Consider the following 23,752-nt stretch of genomic DNA (forward strand, 5'->3'; position numbering starts at 1 on the left):
GCGCCGCGGCGGTGAGCCGGCCGTCGTGCGTCGGGCCGGTGCCGGTTCACTCTCCGTCGCGGGGCCAGTTCTCGGCCTCGAACATCCAGCGCTGCTTCTCCAGGTCGGCCGTGACGGCGATCAGCAGGTCCTGGGTGACCGGGTCCGGCTCGTCGGTCGCGGCGACCCGCTCCCGCAGCCGGCCGATCGCCGACTCGAGGGCCGACACCATCAGCGCCACCACCTCGGTGTCGCGCAGCCAGCCCTCCTTGGCGCCGGGCAGGGCGAGAGCGGCGGCGACGGTCTCGGGCCGCCCGTCCGGCGGCAGGCCGAGGGCGGCGGCGCGCTCCGCGACCGTGTCGGAGTGGGCGCGGGCCGTGTCGACCACCTCGTCGAGCTGGAGGTGGATCGAGCGGAACCGCGGCCCGACGACGTTCCAGTGGGCCTGCTTGCCGATCAGCGACAGACCCAGCAGGTCCACGAGGGTGTCCTGCAGGGCGGTCCCGGTGATCCTGAGCGCCTCGTCGGACAGCGTGCTCTTCACCACGGTCATGGCGCTGTTCTCCCCTTCCGTCGTTCTCATGCGAGTCGTTCTTATGCGTGACGTACCGGTTCACGGCGTCGCGTCCGGCTTGATGCCGTGACGTCCGGCTTCGTGGGGTCACGTCCGACGATGCGGGTGCCCGGCGTCGTGTCGGGGCAAACGTGCCTGATCAGCGGGGGAGTGCCTGGTCCAGGAACCGGATCACCTCGGCGAGGACCTCCGCCCGGTTCGTCTCGTTGAACACCTCGTGCCGGGCCCCGGGGAAGATCCGCTCGGTCAGCCGGCCGCCGCTGAGCCGCTGCACGCCGACCCGGCTGCCCGGCAGCGGCACCAGCCGGTCGTCGTCGCCGTGCAGCCACAGCAGCGGCAGCGCCCCGACGTCCCCGCCCCGGTCGACGGCCTGCAGGGTGCGGGCGAACGCCTCCAGCGTCGGCCGCTTCATCGGGCCGTGCCACACCAGTGGGTCGGCGGCGTACGCGGCGCCCACGGCGGGGTCGCGGGAGAGCGCGGCGGGACTCACCGGGGTGTCCGGGATCTCGTCCAGGGCGAGCAGCCGCCCGGGCAGCTCCCAGGCGCCGATCACCGGCCCGGACAGCACCAGGGCGCTCAGCCCCGAGCCGTGGAGCTGGGCGTACCGGGCCGCGATCAGGCCGCCCATGGAGTGGCCGACCATGACCAGCGGCAGTCCGGGACGCGCGGCCCGGGCCAGGGCGGCCGTCCGGTGCACGTCCCGCACCACGTCCTCGAAGTCCTCGATCACCACCCGCTCGCCCGCCGACCGCCCGTGGCCGACGTGATCGGGGCCGAACACGGCCGCCCCATGGCCGGCCAGCGCCCCGGCCAGGCCGTCGTACCGGCGGACGTGCTCCCCGTACCCGTGCACCACCACGGCCAGGTACCGCGGTTCCGGGTGCGGCCACTCGGTCACGGCGATGCCGTCGAGGTCGTGCTCGCGGACGTCGGTCATCTCTCCTCCAGCCGGCTCGGCGCGGGTCACGGGAGGATCTTCCCAGGGGGCGGGTGGTGGGGCTATAGTCCAAAACTAGCAGTGCTAATTAAGGGTGCTGCCGAACGGACCCAGGTCCGTGCTGATCCACAACGTCGTCGGTCAGGAGTCCCAGCCGTGCGTCCCGTCCACTTCGCGGCCGCCCGCCGCACCCCCATCGGCAAGCTGCGCGGAGCCCTCTCCACGGTGCGGCCCGACGACCTGGCGGCGACGGTGATCCGCCGGCTCGTGGCCGACCTGCCCGCCCTGGACCCGGCCCGCATCGACGACGTCTACTGGGGTGCCGCCAACCAGGCGGGCGAGGACAACCGCAATGTCGCCCGGATGGCCGCGCTCCTCGCGGGCCTGCCCGAGTCCGTGCCCGGCGCCACCGTCAACCGGCTGTGCGCCTCCGGCCTGGAGGCGGTCACCGCCGCCGCCCGCACCATCGCCGCGGGCGAGGCCGACATCGTGCTCGCCGGCGGCTCCGAGTCCATGAGCCGTGCCCCCTTCGTGCTGCCCCGTCCCGACGAGGCCCTGCCGCACCGCATCGAGACCCACGACACCCGGCTGGGCTGGCGCCTGGTCAACCCCGCCATGAAGGAGCTGCACGGCCTGCTCGCCATGGGGGAGACGGCCGAGGAGGTCGCCGAGCGGTACGGCGTCTCCCGCGCCCGCCAGGACGAGTTCGCCCTGCGCAGCCACCAACGGGCCGCCGCCGCCCGCAAGGACGGCCACTTCGACGACGAACTCCTGCCCGTGGAGCGCCCCGACGGCCTCACCGTCGACCGGGACGAGTGCGTCCGCGAGGACACCTCGCTGGAGAAGCTCGCGCGCCTGAAGCCGGTGTTCCGCGCGGGCGGCACGGTCACGGCGGGCAACGCCTCCCCGATGAACGACGGCGCGGCCGGGCTGCTGCTCGTCAGCGAGGAGGCCCTGCACGAGCTGGGCCTGGAGTCCCTCGGCCGCTACGTCGCCGGCGCCTCGGCGGGCGTCCACCCCGACGTGATGGGCATCGGCCCGGTCCCCGCCACCCGCAAGGTGCTGGCCCGGGCCGGCTGGACGATCGGCGACCTGGGCGAGGCCGAGTTCAACGAGGCGTTCGCCGCCCAGGCCCTCGCGTGCGTGGACCAGTTGGGCATCGACCCCGACCTGGTGAACCCCACCGGCGGCGCGATCGCCCTCGGCCACCCGCTCGGCTGCTCCGGGGCCCGCATCCTCACCACCCTGCTGCACCGGATGCGGCGCACCGGCGCCGAACGCGGGCTCGCGACCATGTGCGTGGGCGTCGGGCAGGGCAGCGCCGTGCTGGTCGAGCGGCACTGAACGGCCGTCCCGCAACCCCCCTGATCGACGGCCGCCCCCTGCTCCTCGGCGCCGCGCTCGTGGTGTTCGTGGTGCCCGGCGTGCTCATCGGCCGATGGGCCGTGAAAAGGATCGACCAGCGGCTCCTCGGGCGACTGGCGATCGCCCCGACGGTCTTCGGCGGTGCGCGGCTACTGCTGCGCCAGGCCCAGCAGCGCCGGGAGGTCCGCGAAGGAGTCCACGACGTGGTCGGGCCTGCCGCTCGCGTTCTCGTGCGTCTCCGGCCGGTACTTCCCGGTCCGCACCAGGACCCCGGTGAGCCCGGCCCGCTGCGCCGCGAGCACGTCCGACTCCACGTCGTCCCCCACCATCAGCGCCTCGTCCGCACCCGCGCCGAGCCGGGACAGCGCGGCCTCGAAGAACGCCCGGGACGGCTTGCCCGTGACCTCCGCCTCGACCTGCGCCGCCCGTTCGAGACCGAGCAGGAAGGCACCGGAGTCCAGTTGCAGCCCGGCGTCGGTCCGCCAGTACAGGTTGCGGTGCATCGCGACCAGCCGCGCCCCGCGCTGCACCTGCCCGAAGGCCCGGTTCAGCGCCGCGTAGCCGAACTCCGGCCCCGCGCCGCCCACCACGACCACGTCCACGCGATCGTCGTCGGCCACGGTGATGTCGCCCAGGTCCGCACCCACGTCCCCGCTGTTGAGGAGGGCGCAGCGGGCGCCCGGGTAGTGCTCGGCGAGATGGACCGCCGTGGCGGCGGGCGCGGTCAGCACGTCCTCCACGGCCACCTCGAAGCCGGCCCGTGACAGCGTCCGCGCGATCGACGCCCGGGAGCGGGACGTCGTGTTGGTCACCAGGACCACGCCGAGACCGGCCCCGCGAATCCTCGCCAGCGCCTCCACCGCGCCCGGCAGCGGCTGCCAGGAGACGCTGAGGACACCGTCGATGTCGATCAGGACGGCACGCACGGATTCCATGCTCCGACGGTAGCCGTCCCGCGCGGCGCACCGGCCGTACGACGCCCCGGGCCCGGGCCGGCCGCGCCGCCCGGCGTGGCGCGACGGCCGGGCCTCAGCTCTCCCCGGGGTTCCGGCGCAGCAGATACGTGTCCATGATCCAGCCCTTGCGCTCCCGGGCCTCGGCACGCACCCGCTCGATGCGGGGGCCGGCCTCGGCGAGCGGACCGGAGACCAGGATCTCGTCCGGGGTGCCCAGGTACGCCCCCCAGTAGATGTCGACGTCCTGCTCCGCGTACCGCCGGAAGGCCTGGTGCGCGTCCAGCATCACCACGACGTCGTCCACCCCCTCCGGGAACCCCTCGGCCAGCCGCCGCCCGGTGGTGATCTGCACCGGGCGGGCCACCCGGTTCAGCCCGGTGCGGTGCCTGGCCACCAGGGAGGAGACGCTGCTGATGCCGGGCACCACGTCGTACTCGAACGCCACCGCGCCCCGGTCCAGCACCTCCTGGAGAATGCCGAGCGTGCTGTCGTAGAGAGACGGGTCCCCCCACACCAGGAACGCGCCGGTGCCGTCCTCGCCCAGTTCCTCGGTGATCAGCCGCTCGTAGATGCCCGCGCGCGCGAGACGCCAGTCCCCGACCGCCGGGGAGTACGCGGTCCCGCCCGCCGTACGGTCCCGCTCCGGGTCGCGGGCCGTCACCACCCGGAACCCGCCCTCGGGCAGATGCGCGTCGAGCATGTCCCGGCGGAGCCGGGTGAGGTCGCTCTTCACCTCGCCCTTGTCGAGCAGGAAGAACACGTCCGTGCCCCGCAGCGCCTTGACCGCCTGAAGGGTCAGCTGGTCGGGGTCGCCCGCGCCGATACCGATGACATGAATCTTTCGCACGCACAGAGTCTGCCGCATGCCACCGACAGTGATCCCACCGCCTCCGCGGCGGCGGTGCGCCGGGGAGGGCGGCGGAGGCGGTCAGGAGGCCAGCCGGGGCGCCTCGTCTGCCGCGTCGACGGGCCCCGGCCCCCGCTCCACCCGCCCGGCCAGCTCCCGTGCCCACACGACCAGCCCGGCGAGGTCGATCCCGTGCGGCCGGCCCTCCTCCCGCGCGAGCTCCCACTCCTCGACCGCGCCCGCGCCGCGCCGCAGCAGCCGCGCCCCGCCGGTGGCGTTGCCCCGGGCCGCGTGCGTGAGCCCCACGGCGAGCTGGGCGAGACCGCGCCACAGCGTGCGCTCGACCGCGGGCCCGGACTTCCAGGCGTCCTCGAACACCTCGTGGGCGTGGAACGGCCGGCCCGCGTCCAGCAGCGCCTGCGCCTCGGCGACCGTCTCCCGCGCGGTCCGCACGACCCCCTCCGGCTGCCGTTCGACCCCGTCGGCACCGTACGGCAGCGGCCGCCCCAGCCCGTCCCGGGGCCGGGCGTTGCGCGCCCGCCCGTCCGCGTCCCGGTCCCGCCCGTCCGCCGCACCGCCCGACGCCGTGTCCGCATCTGTCATAACCCCATTGTCCCGGCTCCGCCCCGGGGTCCTCTTCGGCGCACCCCGGCGCGTGGGGTAAAGTGCTGTTCGCGCGATCACGCGGATCACCGCGAGTGAGCGCACCGGGACGTGGCGCAGCTTGGTAGCGCACTTGACTGGGGGTCAAGGGGTCGCAGGTTCAAATCCTGTCGTCCCGACGGGAATCTTTTCCATAGTCGCAGCTCAGGGCCGGGTTCGGAGACATCCGAACCCGGCCCTTGATCGTTCTCCGCAATGCCGCCCGCCAGCGGACACGAACCCTGCGCCTGCCGCCCCTCGCGTCCGGGGAGTGCCGGAGTTCTCCGGACGTGAGGGGCGAACGCCCCCTCTTGCGGCGCGGGACGTCTCCGCCGGGCGCAGTGGGGAGCAGGGAAGCACCCTGCGTCGCTGAAGCCCGGCGGGGCGGGTGCGAGCCGGTGGAGTGATGGGCGCGACGCGATCTGCGTCGGCTACCAGACGGGTGTGATGCGCCAGTTTATATACGGGTATGACCATTTCGGCACGTGGGGGAGAGCTGCCCACCCAGTCTCGTGTCCCTCCGATGCTCGGTCAGGATCCGCCGATCCTCCGGGCCGGTGCGGAGGCCGCAGATCCGCCGTCCGGCCTCGCAGGCCTCCGGGACACCGCGGGACACACGGCACACGCCCCGCTGCGGCACGCGACTCTGGCCGTGGTCGGGCTTGGATACGTCGGGCTGCCCACCGCGCTGGCCCTCTTCGCCGCCGGCGCCGACGTCATCGGTGTCGACACCAGCCCGCACCGGCTGCAGGCGATCCACCGGGGCGCCGTCGATCTCCTCCCGGTCCATCGTGCGCAGCTCGCCCGTGCCGTCGGGAGCGAGAAGTTACGGCTCACCGGGAGCGTCACCGAGGCCGGTGACGCGGACGCCTTCGTCATCTGTGTGCCGACCCCCGTCGACGGGAGGCGTGAACCGGATCTCGCCGCACTGTCGTCCGCCTGCTCCTCGGTGGTGCGGCACGCCCGTGCCGGTCAGCTCATCGTGCTCACCTCCACGAGCTACGTCGGGACCACGCGCGACCTCCTGATCCGGCCGCTCGCCGAGCGGGGGCTCGTCGTCGACCGGGACGTGTGGGTGGCCTTCTCGCCCGAGCGCATCGACCCCGGCAACCAGCGCGACACCCCCGAGCGCACGCCTCGGCTGGTCGGCGGCGCGGGACCGGAGAGCACGCGCGTGGCGACCGCCCTCCTCGCGCCCACGGCCTCGCGCATCCATCCCGTGGACAGTCCCGAGACGGCGGAGATGGCCAAGCTCTGGGAGAACACCTACCGTGCCGTGAACATCGCCCTGGCCAACGAACTCTCCGACGCCTGCCGTGCGTTGGGACTTGCGCCACTGCCCGTCATCGAGGCTGCGGCGACCAAGCCGTACGGCTTCATGCCGTTCTACCCGGGCCCCGGCGTCGGCGGGCACTGCATCCCCTGCGATCCCCACTACCTCCGGTGGCAGTTGCGCGGCGCCCGGCACGAGACCCCGCTGATCGACACCGCTCTCGTGGCCAACGGCAGACGGCCGGCCCGGGTGGCCGACGAGGCCCTGTGGATGCTCGCCGAGGCGGCGGTCCCCGCCGAAGGGGCACGTGTGCTGATGGTCGGCGTGGCATACAAGGCGGGTGTGGCGGACATCCGGGAGAGCCCCGCGCTGGAGATCCTCGCCAGGCTCGGCGCGGCCGGCGCGATCGTCGCGTACAGCGATCCCCTCGTGCCGTCGGTCGAGGTGGCCGGGGCCCTGCTGGCCGACGTCCCGCACCCGGACCCCGCGGACTGGGACATGGTCGTCGTCCACACCAGGCAGCCGGGGCAGGACCTGACCTGGCTGGACGACGCCGCACTTGTTCTCGACACCGGGGAACGCCGGAACCGCACCAGGAACGGAGCGGAGCCATGACCGGGCCCCTCCGTCCCCCGTCGGCCGTCGGACGGGACGACTCGCCCCACGGACCGGCTGGTTCGAGCCCGGGGGCGGGGGTCCTCGCGGACTTCGACGCGCGGAACCCCGGGCCGCTCGCCGCACCCGTACTCCCTCGGCCGCGGTTCTCCGGCCTCACCGGTGCCGACCGCATCCGGGCGCGGCTCGACGCGCTCGACACGGACACGCGACGCGGTGCGGTCCGCCTGCTCGTGCTCGTCGCACTGCTGCCGCTCCTCGCCGTCCTCGCCACCAAGGCGGTGCGTCTGTCCCACGGCTTCGGCCTCGCCATGGTCTACGGGCCGGCCGTGCTGACCGGCACACTCTGCCTGCTCTACGCCGCCTACAGCCGCTACGACGACCCCGCGGTGCGGGAGCTGCGCCGGCGTCCCCGCGACCACGCCTCCTTCCCCGCTCTGCCCGAGCGGCCGCGCGTCAGCTTCCTGCTGGCCGTCAAGGACGAGCGGGACCACATCGAGGCCTGTGTCCGCTCCATGGCCGCCGTCGACTACCCCGACCTGCAGATCGTCGTGGTCGACGACGCCTCCGAGGACGGCACCGGTGAGCTGCTGGAACGCGTCGCACCCGAACTGGGCATCGCCCTGATCCGGTTGGAGGACAACGTCGGCAAGAAGGCCGCGCTCGTACGGGCCTGTGAAGTGGCCGACGGGGACGTCCTGTTGTTCACCGACTCGGACTGCGTCGTCGCGCCGGACGCGGTGACCCACTGCGTGGCCGCCCTGGTCCGACATCCGGAACTGGGCGCGGTCAGCGGTCACTGCCGGGCGCTCAACGCGGACTCCAGCCTGCTGGCCCGGGTCCAGGACGTCTGGTACGAGGGGCAGTTCCGGATCTCCAAGGCCGCCGAGGCGTCCTTCGGATCGGTGTCCTGCGTGTCGGGCCCCCTGGCAGCCTTCCGCCGCGAGGCGATCCTCAACTACCTGCCGGCCTGGGCGCAGGACACCTTCCTCGGAGCGCCCTTCCGCTTCGCCACCGACCGCCAGCTGACCGGCTACGTCCTCGGTCAGGCCTGGTGCGGCAAGGCCCTCAAGGAGCGGCACGCGGACTCGCCCTTTGTGCGAGACCACGACCACCCCGAACGTGCCTGGCAGGTCGGGTACACCCGCTCGGCCAGGGTATGGACCAGAGTGCCTTCCCGTCCCGGGTCGTTCCTGCGCCAGCAGATCCGCTGGAAGAAGAGCTTCATCCGAAACCTGTTCTTCACCGGATCCTTCATGTGGCGACGAGGACTCGCCCCCGCCGCTCTGTACTACGGCCACGCCCTGTGGGTCCTGGCGGCACCTCTCCTCGTCGCACGGCACCTCATCTGGGCACCGCTGCACCTCGCGGGCCTCCTCACGCTCCTCTACCTGTGCGGTGTCGTCCTGAAGGGCTGCGTCTGGGGCCTTGCCTACCGCGTCGACCATCCGACGGACCGCGCCTGGCGCTACCGGCCCCTGATGAGCCTGCTGTCGTGCTGTGTGCTGGCCTGGCTGCTGCCCTATGCCGCCCTCACCCTGCGCCGCAGCATCTGGTCGAGGAGCGCCTCGTGAAGGCATCCCTGCGTGCCCTGGGCCGCGCGGTCGCCGTCGCCGCCACCGCCCTGTTCATCGCACTCGTCTACCTGATCGTCATCACCCGGGGACAACCGTTGTGAAACGCACGGCCCCCCGCGGGACCCGGCCTCGGCAGAGCCCGCCGCGAAACCTCCACGATGACTTCGTGGCTGGTCAGCGGGCGGCCGGATATGCACCGGCGCCGGATTGCGCGGTTGACGGGAGGTGCCCCGCTCTTGTGGAGGCCCCGGCCGGCGTCGTCGACTCGGCGGCCTCTTCATGATTCCGACCGCTCGCTTCGAAGTGAAATGTGCGGGGGATCCCGGACAGCCCGAAAATGAAAGAAGTGAATCCGGTTGCGGGGCGGGCCGTCACGGTGCGCCCCGGAGACCTGGTCCCCCGGGGCTTCGGGGTGACAGGAGGTGCCGATGGCGCTCACAAGCCAGGCTCTCTACGGTCGCCTGTTCGATCGCTATGCCGCGGCCGCGGACGGCAAGCGACTGGTCGGGGCTGCCCTCGTCGAGTTGTTGCGGGCCCGCGGCGTGCGCACCGTCCTCGACGTGGGCGCCGGGGACGGACGACTGACCTCGTCCCTGGCGGCTGGTGGCCTGTCCGTGCTCGCCGCGGAGCCGAACCCGGACTTCGACGGTGCCCTGGCCGCACTGCGACCGCTGGGGGTGACCGCGGTGCGCGCCCGGGTGCAGGAATTGCCTCCCGATATCGGTCGGTTCGACGCCGTGCTGCTGTCCTACGTGCTGGACTCGGTCCCGGAGGAAGAGATCCGAGCCGTCCACACGGCGCTCCGGCGGGTCGTGGCGCCCGGGGGTTGCTTCCTGGGTGTCACGTATGCGGAGCAGTCCCCTTGGCGGACGTACTCGGCGGCAGTGGAAGCGGACATCGGCCCATGCCTGAGCGGCGGTCGGACGCGGGTCTTCACCGCGTTGGAGCAGGCGGGCCGCACAGTGCTCCCGCTCGTCACGGTGACCACGGGCCTCTACGCCGCCTCGCCGTACGAGCTGTTCGACGGGCTGGCCTTCTTCTACCGGCGTCGGCTCACCGCCTACCGGGCGGCTCGGGAACGGCTTCTGCCGCGGCTGGCACGGTTGGCGGTCACCGGCGGAGGCGTCTGCCGGCTGGCTGTCGACGAGGTCGTCTTCGAGTGGTCGTGAGTCCCGTCGCGCCGGGTGACGCTCACGTCAGATCCAGGACGAGACAGCCGACCGCGCGGTCGAGCTGCCGATATCGCTTGGTGAGTTCGCGTACGGAGGCCGCGACCACGGGCTCGTGTACCGGCAACTGAATGACGGCGAACCGCCGTCCGGAGCGGTCGGAGCGGGTGATGTGCTCGACCAGCTCGCCGACGGGCGGGTTGGTGCGACGCAGGTCCAGGCCCCTGTCGAAGGAGAATGCCGGTCCCCACGGCGGGGCCAGGACGAACAGGGTGGCGTCGACATCCGGCAGAGGGTCGAGGAAATAGGACGCCCATGACCCCAGGCGCATGGACGCGGGGAGATCGAGCACGCCGAAATTGCCGCGGGTCAGTTCGAACACCACCGGATCCGCGTCCATGCCCACGCAGGACGTCCCCAGGACGTCGCGGACATGGAGCATCAGGTTCCCGGAGCCGGCGAACAGGTCCACCACCCCGATCCGATCGAGGGTCGTGACAGGGGCCAGAGAGCGCCGGACGGTCTCGGCGACGCGACGGCTCGGCCCGTTCAGCGCAGCCTCCACGCAGGTACGCCCCGCGATCCGGACCCCGGCGGCGTACCAGTCGCCGGCCGGCATCCCGTAGAGGCCGATGCCGTCCGGCGCGCCGCAGAAGGCGAGCCCGGCCCGTTCGAGCTCCGCCATATCGAGGACCTCGTGTCGTCGAGGTCCGAGTAACTCCAGGCGAAGCTCATCCGCCCGACGGCGAGCCCGCAGCGAAGACAGGGGCTCCGCCGGACGGGATCCCGATGGCCGACGCGAGCAGGACCCGGTAGTCCCTGCCGACGCAGAACTCATCATATGCATCAGAATACCGCAATTATCACAGACCACTCCGAGCGTCACCGGGCGCCGATACCGCGGTGCGGGACCGGGTGCGCCGTACGGGGGCGCCGTGGCCGCGCCGCATCTCGTGAAAGCCCGTCCTTCTTCTCCAGCTCGGCGACCATCGCTGCCCGCGCGTCGACTGGATTCGCTTCGGCACCCGAAGGCGGACCTGTCGGCCGGCGGCCCTGCTCGCCCCGGTGTCCGGTCGACCGCGGCTGGGCTCGCGTCCAGGGCCGTCATCGTCCGTCCCGCCCCATGTGCGAGTACCAGCGCCCCGTGAGCACTTCGTCGATCGGGCTTCGGGACGGCCGGGGTGCCGGACCAGGCGCGGGCCCGGAGGAGGAGGCCGGTACGCGGGCGGGCGGACGGCGAGTCCACGGGGTGGACGAGGTGCACGAGCTCGGCGTGACCCGGCTCGATGATCAGCCTTGTTTCCACCTGAGCCTCCCGGATCAGGCATCCGATCGCTTCTTCCAGGTGGAGGTGGACACCCACGATGTGGGGCTCGGTCCCCTCCGGCGCCTCGTCGCTCAGCAGCCGGGCTCGCAACCGCCGGCCGGTCCCGCACGTCCCTAGGGGTGTACGGGACCGTACGAGCGCACGGGAGGGCCGAGTTGACGAACGAGGCGCACGAGCCGCACACGAAGCGTACGCACGAGCCGAACACGTCGAACCAGGCGCACGAGCCGAACGGGAGTGGTGAGCCGCGCGCGGTGCAGCGGCGGTCCGGACCGGACGCCGCCGCGACCGCGCGCCGGGCCCGGTTCGGCACCCTGCCGGATCGCGTCCGGCCCGAGGACACGGTCGAGACACGGCCCGCCACGCCGAGGGACCCGGCCCGTGACGCCTACAACCCCGACGAATGGCTGGTCCGCTACTGCCTGTGAGCCGCGCCCGGCTCGTCGTCCGGCGGGAGCGGACAAGGCGCGGTCAGTCCGACCGCACCTCCGCGACCCTCACCGGCCGGTGCTCGCGGAGAGACAGGACGCACGCCTCGGCGATCCAGCCCGCCTCGAGAGCGTCCTCGACCGTGCAGGGGGAGGGGCGGGCACCGGCCACCACCTCGGTGAACGCGGCGAGTTCGGTGCGGTAGGCGGCTGCGAAGCGGTCCATGAAGAAGTCGTGCGGGGTGCCGGACGGAAACGCCACCCCGGCCTCGGCCGAGCGCAGCGGCAGCTTGTCGTCCAGGCCCACCGCGAGGGAGTCCTCGAAGCCGAGCAGCTCCATGCGGACGTCGTACCCCCGCCCGTTGTGACGGGAGTTGGAGACCATGGCGAGCGTGCCGTCGTCCAGGGTGAGGACCGCGCCGGTGGTGTCGGCGTCGCCCGCCGCCCTGATGTGCCCGGCGCCCCGGTTGCCGCCCGCCGCGTACACCTCGGTGACCTCGCGCCCGGTCACCCAGCGGATGACGTCGAAGTCGTGGACGGAGCAGTCGCGGAAGATGCCGCCGGAGGCCGCGACGTACGCGGCGGGCGGCGGCGCTGGATCCAGGGTCGTGCAGCGGACCGAGTGCAGCCTGCCCAGTTCACCGCCCTTCACGGCCGCCCGGGCGGCCGTGAAACCCGCGTCGAAGCGGCGGTTGAAGCCGATCTGCACCGGCACCTCGCGGGCCCGGACCGTCTTGCGCACCTCCAGGCCCTCCGCCATGGTGCGGGCGACCGGCTTCTCGCAGAAGACCGGGACACCTGCCTCCACCCCGGCCCGGATCAGCGCGGGATGGGCATCCGTCGCCGCCGCGACGACCAGAGCGTCCACCCCGGCCGCGAGCAGCGCCTCCGGCGAGTCCGCGATCCGGGCACCGAACCGCTCGGCGGCGGCCCTCGCCGCGTCGGCGAACGGGTCGGCGACGACCAGCGATTCGACTGTGTCCAGCCCCGAGAGGGTCTCGGCGTGGAAGGCGCCGATGCGGCCGAGGCCGAGGATTCCGATGCGCATGCGAGGCAGCTCCTTGGTCGCCGTCGAGGCCACCTTTGTGCGGACATGCCCGGTGTGTCAATCCGGGCGCGGCCGGCCGGCCCGCGCGCGGCGCCCCTCACAGACTGATGGAATAGGCCTTGCGCAGCGTCTCGTGCACGGTCCACGTCGTACGGTCGCCCGCCCGCAGCACGGCCAGGTCGCCGGGTCCCACCCGCAGTGTGGGGCCGCCCTCGACCTCGATCGTCGCCGACCCGCTGATCACCACGAACAGCTCGTCCGCCTCGGTGTCGGTGACCACGCCCGGCGTGATCTGCCAGACCCCGTGGATCCGCCGGCCGTCCGCCGACTCCCACACCACCTTGCCCGTCACCTCCGGGGTCCCGGAGACGATCTGCGCCGGATCGAGCGGCTCGGGTTCGAGTTCGGCGTCGGGGATGTGGAGAGCGAAACTGTGCGTCATGCGGCGACCCTAACCAGCCGGGCCGCCGCTCGGCCGTCGACAGTGTGTGCGTCATCGGGCCCGGCGGCCGGACACTTCGTCGTGCCACCCGCGCCCGGCGCGGCCCGACGCCGCCCCGCCCCGGGCCGGACGCGGGCGACGGGGCCGGCGAGGACACCCGCCCGGGTGCGGTAGGGTTTGACCTGCGTGATCACGCGGCAGGGCCGCGTGGCAGGGCACCGGGACGTGGCGCAGCTTGGTAGCGCACTTGACTGGGGGTCAAGGGGTCGCAGGTTCAAATCCTGTCGTCCCGACTGGAGACAGTCGTAGAGCGGAGCCGGTTTCGGAGATGTCCGAAACCGGCTCCGCTCATTTCTGGGGGCCGGCGCCCTTGATGTGGGTCGGCGGGACACGACGATCAGGCGACCGGTGTGCGTTGCGTAACCCGATGGCGCGGTGGCGGTGTTCGCTGGCGGCTGACGAATGCCTGGCGGAGCGTTTCAGCGGTTCGGAAGCCGCACCGTGCGGCCAGGCTCGCCACGGGCAGTGAGGCGGAAGCCAGGAGGTCAGGATTCACGGAGGTGGCTGAACGGGACGTGGGCACCTCCCGTATGCAGGGGCGGGGCGGGCTGGCGACGGGCGACAGGGCGCTCCCGGAACGCGGAGGTGTACGACTCGTGGCCATCGGCCAAGCGGCCCCGCGGGACGAGCGCACCGGCCGGCCACCCCCGCCGGAGCAGCCGAGGCGGCTGACGTCTCCGCTCGTCCTGACCCTGCTGCTGCTCCTGCTCGTACTGCTGCAGAGCCCCATCCGGCGTGCCCTGTCCGCGCCGATGATGCAGAGCTGGACGACGGTGTTCGTGGCCGTCGTCATCCAGGCGCTGCCCTTCCTGGTGCTGGGTGTCCTGCTGTCGGCGGCGATCGCGGTGTACGTTCCCCCGTCCTTCTTCGCCCGAGCCCTGCCCTCCCGCCCCGCTCTGGCCGTCCCGGTAGCGGGCATGGCGGGCGCGGTGCTGCCGGGCTGCGAGTGCGCGTCGGTCCCGGTGGCGGGGGCGCTGGTCCGCCGGGGCGTGACCCCGGCCGCCGCTCTTGCCTTTCTGCTGTCCGCGCCGGCGATCAATCCGATCGTCCTGACGGCGACAGCCATCGCCTTCCCGCGCCACCCGGAGATGGTCGTGGCCCGTTTCGTGGCGAGCCTGCTGGTGGCGTGCGCGATGGGCTGGCTGTGGCAGCGCCTCGGCCGCCCCGGCTGGATGCGGACGCCGACGCACGCGCACCACGAGGGTCGGACCAGGGGCGCCGCGTTCTGGGACTCGGTCCGGCACGACGTGATGCACGCGGGGGGCTTCCTGGTGGTCGGCGCGATGGCGGCGGCCACGCTGAAGGCGGTCGCCCCGGACAGTTGGCTGCGCACGGCGGCCGGCAACCCGCTCCTGGCGGTCCTCGCCCTCGCCGTGCTCGCCGTGGTGCTGTCGATCTGCTCGGAGGCGGACGCGTTCGTCGTGGCCTCCCTGACCCAGTTCTCGCTGACCGCCCGCCTGGCCTTCCTCGTCGTGGGCCCCATGATCGACCTGAAGCTGTTCGCGATGCAGACGGGCACCTTCGGCAGCGCCTTCGCGCTGCGTTTCGCCCCGCTGACGTTCGTCCTCGCCATCGCGTCGGCCGTGCTGACCGGAGCGGTGCTGCTGTGAACCGACAGTCCCAGGCGGCCGTCCTCTTCCTCCTCGGCGTGGCCCTGCTGCACGCCGGCACCACCGACCTCTACCTGCGCTACGTCAAGGCGGGACTGCAGCCGCTGCTGCTGGCATCCGGATCGGTCCTGATCGTCGCCGCGCTCGCGACGGCCTGGTACGAGCGCCGCAGGGCCAAGGAGATGCGGGCGCCGAAGGGGCCCGCGCATCCCGAACCCGGAGTCTCCTGGCTGCTCGTACTGCCGCTGCTGGCCTTGATGCTGGTCGCCCCGCCGGCCCTCGGCTCCTACGACGCGACGCGCACCGGCACTGCCCTCCAGGAACCCCTCGCCTACCCGTCGCTCCCAGCCACCGACCCGCTGCGCCTGAGCGTGGTGGACTACGCGGGACGGGCGGCGTACGACCACGGCCGCACGCTGTCCGGGCGCCGCGTGCAGATCACCGGGTTCGTCGCCCTGGACCGTGCCGGGACGCCGTATCTGGTGCGCATGGCCCTCAACTGCTGTGCCGCGGACGCGCAGCCGGTCAAGATCGGTCTGATCGGCGACACCCCGCCGGTTCTGCAGCCGGACACCTGGCTGACCGTCACCGGCACCTACACCGCCCGCGAGTCCCGGGACCCCGTGAACGACGGGCGCATCCCGTTCCTGGACGTGCTGACCGCGAAGCCGGTACCGACGCCGCGCGACCCCTACGACGAGTCGTACAACAACTAGTGCGTCTGCAAACGGATCTCGCCCAGAGGAGGAACGACGCGAGACACGGACGGGTCGAACTTCGCTCAGCGGCCTCCGGTGCCAGGGGTGCGGTCAGATGCCCGCCCGGTCCAGGGCGCTCTGCAGGGACTGCCGGTAGCCCGCGCTGGTGTAGCTGGCGCCGGACACCGTGTCGATGTTCGCGCTCTGCGCCGCCAGGGTCTCCTGGTTGAGCTTGGGGACGTTGGTGGAGGAGATGTCCTGGCTGCGGGCCATCTCGTCGGGGTACTGCACGGCTCTCGCTCCGGTGATCGTGCTGCCGGAGAGGGTGATCCGTACCTGGACCGGGCCGTACTTCGTCGACGCGGTGGCCCCGGTGACGGTGCGGGTGGCGGGTTTCGGTGCGGCGGAGGTGGGCTTCGGCGCGGCCGGGGCGCTGGTGGTCCGGGCAGGGGCCGTGGAGACGGAGCGCGAGGCCGACGCGCTCGGGGACGACGAGGCACGCTTGTCCTTGGCGCTCTTCGACGGCGAGGCCGACGCCGACGGTGAGACCGCGGAGGCGGCCGGGGACGGGGACGCGGTCGGGGACGGGGAGGCCGTTGCCGTGGCCTGGACGCTGGGCGTGCCGCCGGCCTCCACGACGGCCGCGGGGTCGGTGCGGGGCTTGAGCGCGAGCAGCAGCACGATGGTGGAGACGGTGGCGGCGCCGAGCAGCACCGTGCGGCGCAGGGGGTGGTTCTTCCTCACATGCCTCATAGCGCACGCGGCCCGGGAACCGTCACCTTCCGCGTCGGCGTCGAAGCGGTTTCGGAACGGCTCGAGAGCGAAGTCAGAACTCGAAGGACTCGTGGTGGATACGCCGGTCGGGCACCCCGACCTCGCGCAGGGCGGCGTAGGACTCCTCCGCGAGGCCGGGCGGGCCGCACACGTACACGTCGTGGCGGGCGATGTCCGGCAGGATCCTGCGCGGCATCTTCGCCGTGATCGCCGGTCGCCTGCCGTCCGGGCTGTCGACCGCGTACAGCAGCTGAGCCCCGCGCTCGTCCGCGATCGCCTCCAGTTCGTCCCGCAGCGCCAACTCCTCCGGCGTGCGGGCCCGGTAGAGCAGGGTCGGGTCACCGGGCGCGCCGGGCAGCGTCTCGAACAGGGCCCGCAGCGGTGTGATACCGGCGCCGCCTGCGAGCAGCAGTACCTTGCCGCGGCTGCGACGAGCGCCGGTCAGCGCGCCGTACGGCCCCTCCGCCCACACCCGGGTGCCCGGCCGCAGCCCGGCCACGGGCCTGCCCTGTCGCGACGCGGCCGCCGCAGGTCCTGGCCGCGACCGCGGTGCCGCGGAGTCCGCGCCGGCTGCCCGGCTTCGAGACGGTCCGGAGGCTTCGGTGCGATCCGCGGCCGGGTCCCGGCGGGCCCGGGTCCGCGCCACCGCCGCGGACGACCGCCGCCCGGTACCGCCGGTCGCCCTCCGCGCCCGGGCGGCGGAGTCCGCCTCGCGGTCCGGCGCGGTCAGTCCCCGGCCGCCGCCCACAGGCCGCGCACATGGCCGAGGTGCCGGGTCATGATCTCGTGCACGGCCTTCTCGTCCCGCGCCAGCAGCGCGTCCAGGAGTTCGAGGTGCTCCTCGGCGGAGGCGAGCAGCCGGCCCGCCTCGACCAGGGACGTGAGGCCGTAGAGCCGGGAGCGGCCACGCAGGTCGGCCACCACCTCCACCAGGTGGGCGTTGCCGGCCAGGGCGAGCAGGCTGAGATGGAAACGGTTGTCCGCCTCCACATAGGCGATCAGGTCACCGGCCGCGGCCGCGGCGACGATCTCCCGGGCCGCCGGGCGCAACGCCTCCAGCGAGACCCGGTCGGCCGTCCGGGCCAGGTCCGCCACCGTGGGTGTCTCGATCAGCGCGCGGACGTGCGTGTACTCGTCGAGCTGCCGCTCGGAGACCACGGTGACCCGGAAGCCCTTGTTCGGCACCGTGTCGACCAGGCCCTCCTTGGCCAGGTCCAGCATGGCCTCGCGCACCGGCGTCGCCGACACCCCGAAGCGGGCCGCGAGCGACGGCGCCGAGTAGACCTGCCCTGGCCGCAGTTCGCCCGCGACCAGCGCGGCTCGCAGCGCGTCGGCGACCCGTTCGCGGTAGCTGCTCCGCCGGCCGCCCAGGCGGGGGAGCGCGGGTTCGTCCACGCCCTGCGGGCTCTGTGCCATGTCACGCATCGGCGAAGTCTAGAGGACGAACCCCTCCGGGAAGGGGTCGGCGGGATCGAGCAGGTACTGGGCGGTGCCCGTGATCCAGGCGCGGCCGGTGAAACTCGGCAGCACGGCGGGGAGCCCACCTACCCGCGTGGTGCCGAGCAGCCGCCCCGTGAAGCGGGTGCCGATGAAGGACTCGTTCACGAACTCGGTGTGCAGCGGCAGTTCGCCCCGCGCGTGCAACTGCGCCATGCGCGCGCTCGTCCCCGTGCCGCAGGGGGAGCGGTCGAACCAGCCCGGGTGGATGACCATCGCGTGCCGTGAGCGGCGGGCCGTGGAGTCCGGCGCGTACAGGTGGACGTGGTGGCAGCCGCGGATCGACGGGTCCTCGGGGTGCGCCGGCTCCGACTCCGCGTTGATCGCCCGCATCAGCGCGAGGCCGGCCGCCAGGATGTCGTCCTTGCGGGCTCGGTCGAAGGGCAGGCCGACGTCGCCGAGCGACAGGATGGCGTAGAAGTTGCCGCCGTAGGCGAGGTCGTAGGTGACGGCGCGGCCGTCGGGGAGCGTGATCGTACGGTCCAGGGCCACCGCGAAGGAGGGCACGTTGCGCAGGGTCACGTCGCGCGCCGCTCCGTCCTCCACCCTCACCTCGGCGACCACCACCCCCGCCGGGGTGTCCAGGCGGATGGTCGTCACCGGCTCCACCACCTCCACCATGCCGGTCTCGACCAGCACGGTCGCCACGCCGATCGTGCCGTGCCCGCACATCGGCAGGCAGCCGGAGACCTCGACGTAGACGACACCCCAGTCGCAGTCGGGCCGGGTCGGCGGCTGCAGGATCGCGCCGCTCATCGCGGAGTGCCCGCGCGGCTCGTTCATCAGCAACCGCCTGAGGTGCCCGCGGTGCTCCTGGAAGTACAGCCGCCGCTCGTTCATCGTGGCACCGGGTACGGTGCCGACCCCGCCGGTGATCACGCGGGTCGGCATGCCCTCGGTGTGCGAGTCGACGGCGTGCAGGACGAGTCTGCTGCGCATGCTCCGGCCTCCTCCGTGGCGGCGTCGGGCTGGTAGGGGCTTCTCGCCCCGGCGTGGGTGTCAGGCGAGACCGGCGGCCACGGCCTTCTCCGTGGCCGCGCGCACGGCCGCCTCCTGCTCCGGCCGCAGCGGACCGCGTGGCGGGCGCACCGGCCCGCCGCGCCGCCCGGCCACGTCCATGGACAGTTTGATCGCCTGCACGAACTCGACCCGGGAGTCCCAGCGCAGCAGCGGGTGCAACCGCCGGTACAGCGGGAGCGCGGTGCCCAGGTCCCCGGCCGTCGCGGCGCGGTACAGCTCGGCCGAGGCGCGGGGCAGCGCGTTGGGGTACCCGGCCACCCAGCCCTTGGCGCCGGCCACGGCGAGCTCCAGCAGGACGTCGTCGGCGCCGGCCAGCAGATCGAGTTCCGGGGCGAGTTCGGCGATCCGGTAGGCGCGGCGCACGTCGCCGGAGAACTCCTTGACGCCGTGGATGTGGCCCTCGCCGTGCAGCCGGGCGAGGAGTTCGGGCACCAGGTCGACCTTGGTGTCGACCGGGTTGTTGTACGCCACCACCGGCAGACCCGCCCGGGCGACCTCGGCGAAGTGCGCCAGCACGGACCGCTCGTCGGCGCGGTAGGCGTTGGGCGGCAGCAGCAGCACGGCCGCACAGCCGGCCTCGGCCGCCTGCTCCGCCCATCGCCGGGCCTCGGCCGAGCCGTACGCCGCGACGCCCGGCATCACCCGCGCACCGCCGACCGCGGCGACGGCCGTCCGCACGACCTCGGCCCGTTCCCCGGGGGTGAGCACCTGGTACTCGCCGAGGGAGCCGTTCGGCACGACGCCGTCGCAGCCGTTCTCCACCAGCCAGGCGCAGTGCTCGGCGTACCGGTCGTGGTCCACCGAGAGGTCCGCGCGGAACGGGAGCGCGGTCGCCACGAGGACGCCACGCCAGGGGCGGCGCTGCCGGAGGGTCATGAGGGTCCCCAATCCAAGGAGGTGTGACATTTCACTGAGACCGTGAGAGCGAGGCGGGGGGCGGGGGCGTACGGGTGTGGTCGTGGTCCGGTGGGCGGATCCCGGTGCCCGGTCCCTGGATTCCGGGTGCGGGCACCGGCGCGCTCAGTCCGGTCGCGGCTCCGGAAGGCCGGCCAGTACACCGAGCGGCACCGGCCGGGCGAACGGGCGGCGTCCCGGCGTGAGGGGGCAGCCGGTCAGGCCGGCCACCGCGGGGCCGCACATCCGGCCCTGGCACCAGCCCATCCCGGCGCGGGTGAGCAGCTTGACGCTGCGTGCGTCCCCGGCTCCGAGGGCGCCGACCGCCTCCCGGACCCGCCCGGCGCCGACCTCCTCGCACCGGCACACCGTCGTGTCGTCCGTCATCCGGTCGACCCAGTCCGAGGGCGGCGCGTACACCGCGTCCAGTGCGGCGGCGAACGCCCGCAGCCGGGTACGGGCCCGGTCGGCGACGGCCCAGGCACGTGGATCCGGAGCGGTGCCGCGCAGCCGGGCGGCGATCGAACGGCCGGCGATGTGGCCCTCGGCGAGGGCGAGGTCCGCGCCCCCGACGCCGGTGGTCTCCCCGGCCGCCCAGACGCCCGGCACGTCGGTGCGCTGCTCGGTGTCGACGCGGACGTCGGTTCCGGACAGGGCGCAGCCGAGCGTCTCGGCCAGGTCGGTGTGGGGCAGCAGCCCGTGCCCGACCGCGAGGGCGTCGCACCGGACGCGGCGGGCGGTGCCGGGCGCGAGCCGTCCGCCCCGGTCCAGCGCGGCGACGGTGACCGCCTCGAGCCGGTCGGCGCCGTGCGCCTCGACCACCGTGTGCCGGGCCAGGGGCCGCACCCCGTACCGCAGCAGCCGGGCCGCGTAGTGGACGCCCTCGGCGACCTTCCCGGGCTGTCCGGCCAGCGCGGGAGCCCTCCGCAGCAGTGCCCGCGGACCGGCGGACTCCACCAGCGCGGCCACCCGGGCGCCCGCCTCCGCGAGTCCGGCCGCCACCGGAAGCAGCAGCGGACCGGTGCCGGCGACGACGACCGTGCGACCGGGGAGCACCAGTTGGCCCTTGAGCACGGCCTGTGCGCCGCCCGCGGTGACGACGCCGGGGAGCGTCCAGCCGGGGAAGGGCAGCACGCGCTCGTAGCCGCCGGTGGCGAGCAGCACCGCGTCGGCACGCACGGTCACCCCCTCCTCCTGGGCGGGGCCGCACAGGGCGTGCACCGCGAACCCGCGGGAGGCCGGAAGGCGCTCCACACACCAGACGTGATGCTCGGTCAGGTGGGTGACGGTCCCGGCGGCACGGTACCGGTCCAGCGCGTCCCGCAGCCGTTCCCAGGTGTGTTCCCGGGGGTGCGGCGCGGGCGGGCGGCGCGCGGCGAAGGCTTCCGCGGGCCGCCGGAAGAACTGGCCGCCCGCCTGCTCGGCCGCGTCGACGAGGGTCACGCGCACACCGCGCGCGGCCGCGGCCAGGGCGCCGGCCAGTCCCGCCGGTCCCGCCCCGACGACGGCCAGACGCGTTCGCTCAGCCATCCTCGTGTCCCGTCCCCTCCTGTGTGCGGATCACATCGCCCGGCCGCAGCGGAACCAGGCAAGCCCGTTGGTTGGGGCGTCCGTTGACGGTGACGAGGCAGTCGAAGCACACCCCGATCCCGCAGAACACCCCGCGTGGCCGGCCCCCGCCGCGAGTGCCGCGCCAGGCGGTCACCCCCGCCGTCCACAGCGCGGCCGCGACCGTCTGCCCCGGCGACGCCGCGATGGGCAGGCCGTCGAAGGTGACGGTGAACACGGCGGCCGGACGCGACCCGGCGGGCTGCGCGGGGCTCATGGCGTCTGGCCTCCACGTGTCGCCGGGGACGTTCCCGGCGCCCCGAACCGGTCCGGGCGGAAGGGGCCGAGGTCCAGTTCCGTCGCCTCGCCGGTCAGCGCCTGTGCGATCAACCGCCCGGTCCCGGTGGCCAGCCCGATGCCGGCGCCCTCGTGTCCGCAGGCGTGCAGCAGCCCGGGCACCCGCGGATCCGGGCCGATCGCCGGGAGGTGGTCGGGCAGGTAGGGGCGGAAGCCGGCGTACGTCCGCAGCGCGCGCACCGGCTCCAGGAACGGGAACAGGCCGATCGCGCCCGCCGCGAGCGCCCGTACGGCCGGCAGGGACAACGCGCGGTCGAAGCCGATCCGTTCACGGCTCGCCCCGATCAGGACCGGCCCCGCGGAGGTGCCCTCGACCACCGGCGAGGTCCGCAGCGCGGCCGAGTCGCTCGCCACGTCGGCCACGTAGTCGGCGGCGTACACCTTGTGCCTGACCATCCGCGGCAGCGGCTCGGTCACCAGCACGAAACCACGGCGGGGGAGCACCGGCAGGTGGGTGCCCGCCAGGGCGGCGAGTTCGCCGCCCCAGGTTCCGGCCGCGTTCACCACGGCCGGGGCGTGGATGTCGCCGCGGGCGGTACGGACCCCGCGAACCGCGCCGCTCCGGCCGCGCAGCACGCCGGTCACGTTCGAGCCCGTGTGCAGCCGTGCCCCCGAGGCGCGGATCACGTGGGCGGCGGCGAGGGCGGGCATGACCTGGGCGTCCTGGGGGTGCAGCACTCCGCCCGCGAGCCCGGGGGACAAGTGGGGTTCCAGTTCCGCCAGTTCCCGGGGGCCGACCCGGACGGCGGCCACGCCCGCGGCCCGTTGGCGTTCGGCGAGGCCGTGCAGCGCGGAGAGCTCACCCGGCGTCTTGGCGACGACGAGGCCGCCCTTGGGTTCGTACTCGACGGCCGGACCCAACTCGTCCGCGAGCCCCGCCCACAGCCCGGCCGACAGCAGGGCCAGTTCGAGTTCGGGACCCGGGGCCTTGTCGGAGACCAGCAGGTTGCCCTCGCCGGCGCCGGTGGTGCCCCCGGCGACCTGGCCACGGTCCACCACGCACACGTCGAGACCCGCCCGCGCGGCGTACAACGCGCAGGCCGCACCCACCGCACCGGCCCCGACGACCACGACGTCACAGGTCAGTCGCATCGCCACGCCAGTAATATGTCACATGACGCACCGTCGGGACAGGCCCCCGGCGCGAGCACGGTCCCGAACCGGCGGTCAGTCCAGCGTCGTCGGGGTCGGCGACGGGGTCCTGCCGGCGAGCACCTGCTGCAGCCGCTGGGTGCCCTGCTGGACCGCGGTCCGGGTGCTGTCGTGATCGACACCGGACGGGCCGCCGTTGGTGACCAGGATCCCGGAGGAGCCGACCCGGACCGCGGCGACGTCCAGCCCGAGCGTGACGGGTTCGCCGTTCGCGGTGCCCTGCACCGTCAGGGTGAGGCCCTGCCGGCCGTCCCCCACGGCGGGCAGCGATCCGCTCACGACCTGCACCGTCCGCTTGCCGCCGTCCGAGCCGGTCACGGTGAACTGGTCGCAGGTGTCCGGGAGGCTCTTCAGCCAGTCCAGTGACTTCTCCAGGGAACCCTTGCCCCAGTCGCCCACCTGGTAGAGCAGCCGTGCGTCGCCCTCGGTGAAGCCGGTGAGCGCCGACGCCCCCACCGGCCGGCCGAGCAAGGTGTCCGAGTACAGGCCGTCGATCAGCTTCTGGCAGTCCTGGGAACCGGTCTTGCCGGTCAGGAACGAGGCGACGTCGACCTTGCCGACCAGCAGCTTGTCGCGCCAGCTCGACGCGTTGCTCACCCGGGTCCAGTCGTCCTCGATGTCGGCCTCGGTGATCAGCGCGGCCTTCGCCCCGTTCGTGGTCAGCGCCCGCGAGGCCGACGCGGACGGCGAGGAGGGCGAGGAGGAGGACGAGGACAGGGAGGAAAGCGACGGGGAGGACGGGGTCCGCCTCGCCGCCGGGGAGGCGGGGGCGGCCTCCGGGGACCCGGCGTCGCCCGCGCAGGCGGCGGTGACCAGCAGGGCCCCCGTCGCGAGCGCCGAGGCGAGAACACGTGCGGGGCGGGACGGACGGTGCATCGCGGCGGCCTCCTCGGAGCGCGGTACGTGCCTCCACATCAGCACCGGCGCGCCCCGCCGACGACCGCAGCGCGGCGTTCGGGTGAC

The 23,752-nt window shown here is 73.7% G+C and carries 23 protein-coding genes, 2 tRNA genes and 2 pseudogenes; 10 read left to right on the plus strand and 17 right to left on the minus strand.

Annotated features, from left to right (window positions below; all coding sequences use genetic code 11):
* Nucleotides 1–46 precede the first annotated feature (46 nt).
* Both MXD57_RS13045 and MXD57_RS13050 read right to left on the minus strand, forming a co-directional pair.
* A complete protein-coding gene (locus MXD57_RS13045) occupies nucleotides 47–532 on the minus strand; it encodes a Dps family protein (RefSeq protein WP_250401637.1) in 486 nt (161 codons plus the stop codon).
* A gap of 160 nt (nucleotides 533–692) precedes the next feature.
* Nucleotides 693–1,490 carry an alpha/beta fold hydrolase gene (locus MXD57_RS13050; protein WP_250401546.1) on the minus strand — a complete coding sequence of 266 codons (798 nt, stop codon included), beginning with the start codon at nucleotides 1,488–1,490 and terminating at the stop codon, nucleotides 693–695.
* Nucleotides 1,491–1,646: 156 nt separating this feature from the next.
* Here MXD57_RS13050 and MXD57_RS13055 point away from each other — a divergent pair, with 156 nt between their 5' ends.
* The gene (locus MXD57_RS13055) at nucleotides 1,647–2,834 is read left to right on the plus strand and encodes a thiolase family protein (RefSeq protein ID WP_250401547.1); all 1,188 of its coding nucleotides are present in this window, start codon (nucleotides 1,647–1,649) and stop codon (nucleotides 2,832–2,834) included.
* A 20-nt stretch (nucleotides 2,835–2,854) separates the two neighbouring features.
* Nucleotides 2,855–3,016: pseudogene (locus MXD57_RS13060) on the plus strand (sulfite exporter TauE/SafE family protein); the annotation flags it as partial.
* Here the strand turns inward: MXD57_RS13060 and MXD57_RS13065 are convergent.
* From MXD57_RS13065 to MXD57_RS13075, 3 genes are all read right to left on the minus strand, one after another.
* Entirely contained in the window at nucleotides 3,005–3,790 is a 786-nt protein-coding gene (locus tag MXD57_RS13065; protein WP_250401548.1) for a TIGR01458 family HAD-type hydrolase, read from the minus strand. The pseudogene MXD57_RS13060 and the gene MXD57_RS13065 sit on opposite strands and share 12 nt — an antisense overlap.
* Nucleotides 3,791–3,884: 94 nt before the next feature.
* Complete coding sequence (cobF, locus tag MXD57_RS13070; RefSeq protein WP_250401549.1) at nucleotides 3,885–4,658, minus strand: precorrin-6A synthase (deacetylating); 774 nt, start codon at nucleotides 4,656–4,658, stop codon at nucleotides 3,885–3,887.
* Nucleotides 4,659–4,739: 81 nt separating this feature from the next.
* Nucleotides 4,740–5,261: a DUF309 domain-containing protein gene (locus MXD57_RS13075; protein ID WP_250401550.1), complete on the minus strand. Its 522-nt coding sequence runs from the start codon at nucleotides 5,259–5,261 to the stop codon at nucleotides 4,740–4,742.
* Between the two features lie 105 nt (nucleotides 5,262–5,366).
* On the opposite strand from MXD57_RS13075, the gene MXD57_RS13080 reads away from it, so the two are divergent.
* The 4 genes from MXD57_RS13080 to MXD57_RS13095 all read left to right on the plus strand — a co-directional run bounded on the left by MXD57_RS13080 (nucleotide 5,367) and on the right by MXD57_RS13095 (nucleotide 9,934).
* A tRNA-Pro gene (locus tag MXD57_RS13080) sits at nucleotides 5,367–5,440 on the plus strand.
* A gap of 512 nt (nucleotides 5,441–5,952) precedes the next feature.
* The gene (locus tag MXD57_RS13085) at nucleotides 5,953–7,188 is read left to right on the plus strand and encodes a nucleotide sugar dehydrogenase (RefSeq protein ID WP_250401551.1); all 1,236 of its coding nucleotides are present in this window, start codon (nucleotides 5,953–5,955) and stop codon (nucleotides 7,186–7,188) included.
* On the plus strand, nucleotides 7,185–8,762 hold the full coding sequence (locus MXD57_RS13090; protein ID WP_250401552.1) for a glycosyltransferase family 2 protein: 1,578 nt from the start codon (nucleotides 7,185–7,187) through the stop codon (nucleotides 8,760–8,762). Before MXD57_RS13085 ends, MXD57_RS13090 begins: the two co-directional genes overlap by 4 nt.
* Nucleotides 8,763–9,193: 431 nt before the next feature.
* Nucleotides 9,194–9,934 (plus strand): class I SAM-dependent methyltransferase, encoded by a 741-nt coding sequence (locus tag MXD57_RS13095; RefSeq protein WP_250401553.1) that lies wholly within the window; start codon nucleotides 9,194–9,196, stop codon nucleotides 9,932–9,934.
* Nucleotides 9,935–9,956: 22 nt separating this feature from the next.
* Here the strand turns inward: MXD57_RS13095 and MXD57_RS13100 are convergent, their stop codons facing one another.
* On the minus strand, nucleotides 9,957–10,619 hold the full coding sequence (locus MXD57_RS13100; protein ID WP_250401554.1) for a hypothetical protein: 663 nt from the start codon (nucleotides 10,617–10,619) through the stop codon (nucleotides 9,957–9,959).
* Between the two features lie 797 nt (nucleotides 10,620–11,416).
* Here MXD57_RS13100 and MXD57_RS13105 point away from each other — a divergent pair.
* Complete coding sequence (locus tag MXD57_RS13105; RefSeq protein ID WP_250401644.1) at nucleotides 11,417–11,689, plus strand: hypothetical protein; 273 nt, start codon at nucleotides 11,417–11,419, stop codon at nucleotides 11,687–11,689.
* 43 nt (nucleotides 11,690–11,732) lie between these two features.
* On the opposite strand, the gene MXD57_RS13110 is transcribed toward MXD57_RS13105, so the two are convergent.
* Entirely contained in the window at nucleotides 11,733–12,737 is a 1,005-nt protein-coding gene (locus MXD57_RS13110) for a Gfo/Idh/MocA family protein (RefSeq protein WP_250401555.1), read from the minus strand.
* Between the two features lie 97 nt (nucleotides 12,738–12,834).
* A complete protein-coding gene (locus tag MXD57_RS13115; protein ID WP_250401556.1) occupies nucleotides 12,835–13,179 on the minus strand; it encodes a cupin domain-containing protein in 345 nt (114 codons plus the stop codon).
* A gap of 219 nt (nucleotides 13,180–13,398) precedes the next feature.
* On the opposite strand from MXD57_RS13115, the gene MXD57_RS13120 reads away from it, so the two are divergent.
* The 3 genes from MXD57_RS13120 (at nucleotide 13,399) to MXD57_RS13130 (ending at nucleotide 15,565) form a co-directional block, all read left to right on the plus strand.
* Nucleotides 13,399–13,472: transfer RNA gene (locus MXD57_RS13120), tRNA-Pro, on the plus strand.
* A 363-nt stretch (nucleotides 13,473–13,835) separates the two neighbouring features.
* Nucleotides 13,836–14,849, plus strand: a complete 1,014-nt coding sequence (locus MXD57_RS13125) for a permease (RefSeq protein WP_250401638.1) — start codon at nucleotides 13,836–13,838, stop codon at nucleotides 14,847–14,849.
* The gene (locus tag MXD57_RS13130) at nucleotides 14,846–15,565 is read left to right on the plus strand and encodes a TIGR03943 family putative permease subunit (RefSeq protein WP_250401557.1); all 720 of its coding nucleotides are present in this window, start codon (nucleotides 14,846–14,848) and stop codon (nucleotides 15,563–15,565) included. Before MXD57_RS13125 ends, MXD57_RS13130 begins: the two co-directional genes overlap by 4 nt.
* Nucleotides 15,566–15,658: 93 nt before the next feature.
* On the opposite strand, the gene MXD57_RS13135 is transcribed toward MXD57_RS13130, so the two are convergent.
* The 9 genes and pseudogenes from MXD57_RS13135 to MXD57_RS13175 all read right to left on the minus strand — a co-directional run bounded on the left by MXD57_RS13135 (nucleotide 15,659) and on the right by MXD57_RS13175 (nucleotide 23,665).
* A complete protein-coding gene (locus tag MXD57_RS13135; RefSeq protein ID WP_250401558.1) occupies nucleotides 15,659–16,291 on the minus strand; it encodes an FMN-binding protein in 633 nt (210 codons plus the stop codon).
* An 82-nt stretch (nucleotides 16,292–16,373) separates the two neighbouring features.
* Nucleotides 16,374–16,880: pseudogene (locus tag MXD57_RS13140) on the minus strand (ferric reductase); the annotation flags it as partial.
* Nucleotides 16,881–17,047: 167 nt separating this feature from the next.
* Nucleotides 17,048–17,746: a GntR family transcriptional regulator gene (locus MXD57_RS13145; protein WP_250401559.1), complete on the minus strand. Its 699-nt coding sequence runs from the start codon at nucleotides 17,744–17,746 to the stop codon at nucleotides 17,048–17,050.
* Nucleotides 17,747–17,755: 9 nt separating this feature from the next.
* Entirely contained in the window at nucleotides 17,756–18,757 is a 1,002-nt protein-coding gene (locus MXD57_RS13150) for a proline racemase family protein (RefSeq protein ID WP_250401560.1), read from the minus strand.
* Between the two features lie 60 nt (nucleotides 18,758–18,817).
* Nucleotides 18,818–19,714 (minus strand): dihydrodipicolinate synthase family protein, encoded by an 897-nt coding sequence (locus MXD57_RS13155; RefSeq protein ID WP_250401561.1) that lies wholly within the window; start codon nucleotides 19,712–19,714, stop codon nucleotides 18,818–18,820.
* 144 nt (nucleotides 19,715–19,858) lie between these two features.
* Nucleotides 19,859–21,262 carry an FAD/NAD(P)-dependent oxidoreductase gene (locus MXD57_RS13160; protein ID WP_250401562.1) on the minus strand — a complete coding sequence of 468 codons (1,404 nt, stop codon included), beginning with the start codon at nucleotides 21,260–21,262 and terminating at the stop codon, nucleotides 19,859–19,861.
* A complete protein-coding gene (locus MXD57_RS13165; RefSeq protein WP_250401563.1) occupies nucleotides 21,255–21,557 on the minus strand; it encodes a (2Fe-2S)-binding protein in 303 nt (100 codons plus the stop codon). The genes MXD57_RS13160 and MXD57_RS13165 overlap by 8 nt, the downstream gene beginning before the upstream one ends.
* On the minus strand, nucleotides 21,554–22,735 hold the full coding sequence (locus tag MXD57_RS13170) for an NAD(P)/FAD-dependent oxidoreductase (protein WP_250401564.1): 1,182 nt from the start codon (nucleotides 22,733–22,735) through the stop codon (nucleotides 21,554–21,556). The genes MXD57_RS13165 and MXD57_RS13170 overlap by 4 nt, the downstream gene beginning before the upstream one ends.
* 69 nt (nucleotides 22,736–22,804) lie before the next feature.
* On the minus strand, nucleotides 22,805–23,665 hold the full coding sequence (locus tag MXD57_RS13175; protein WP_250401565.1) for a hypothetical protein: 861 nt from the start codon (nucleotides 23,663–23,665) through the stop codon (nucleotides 22,805–22,807).
* Between the last annotated feature and the right edge of the window lie 87 nt (nucleotides 23,666–23,752).

The organism is Streptomyces cellostaticus, from assembly GCF_023630175.1.
In the GTDB taxonomy this organism is placed as follows: domain Bacteria; phylum Actinomycetota; class Actinomycetes; order Streptomycetales; family Streptomycetaceae; genus Streptomyces; species Streptomyces cellostaticus_A.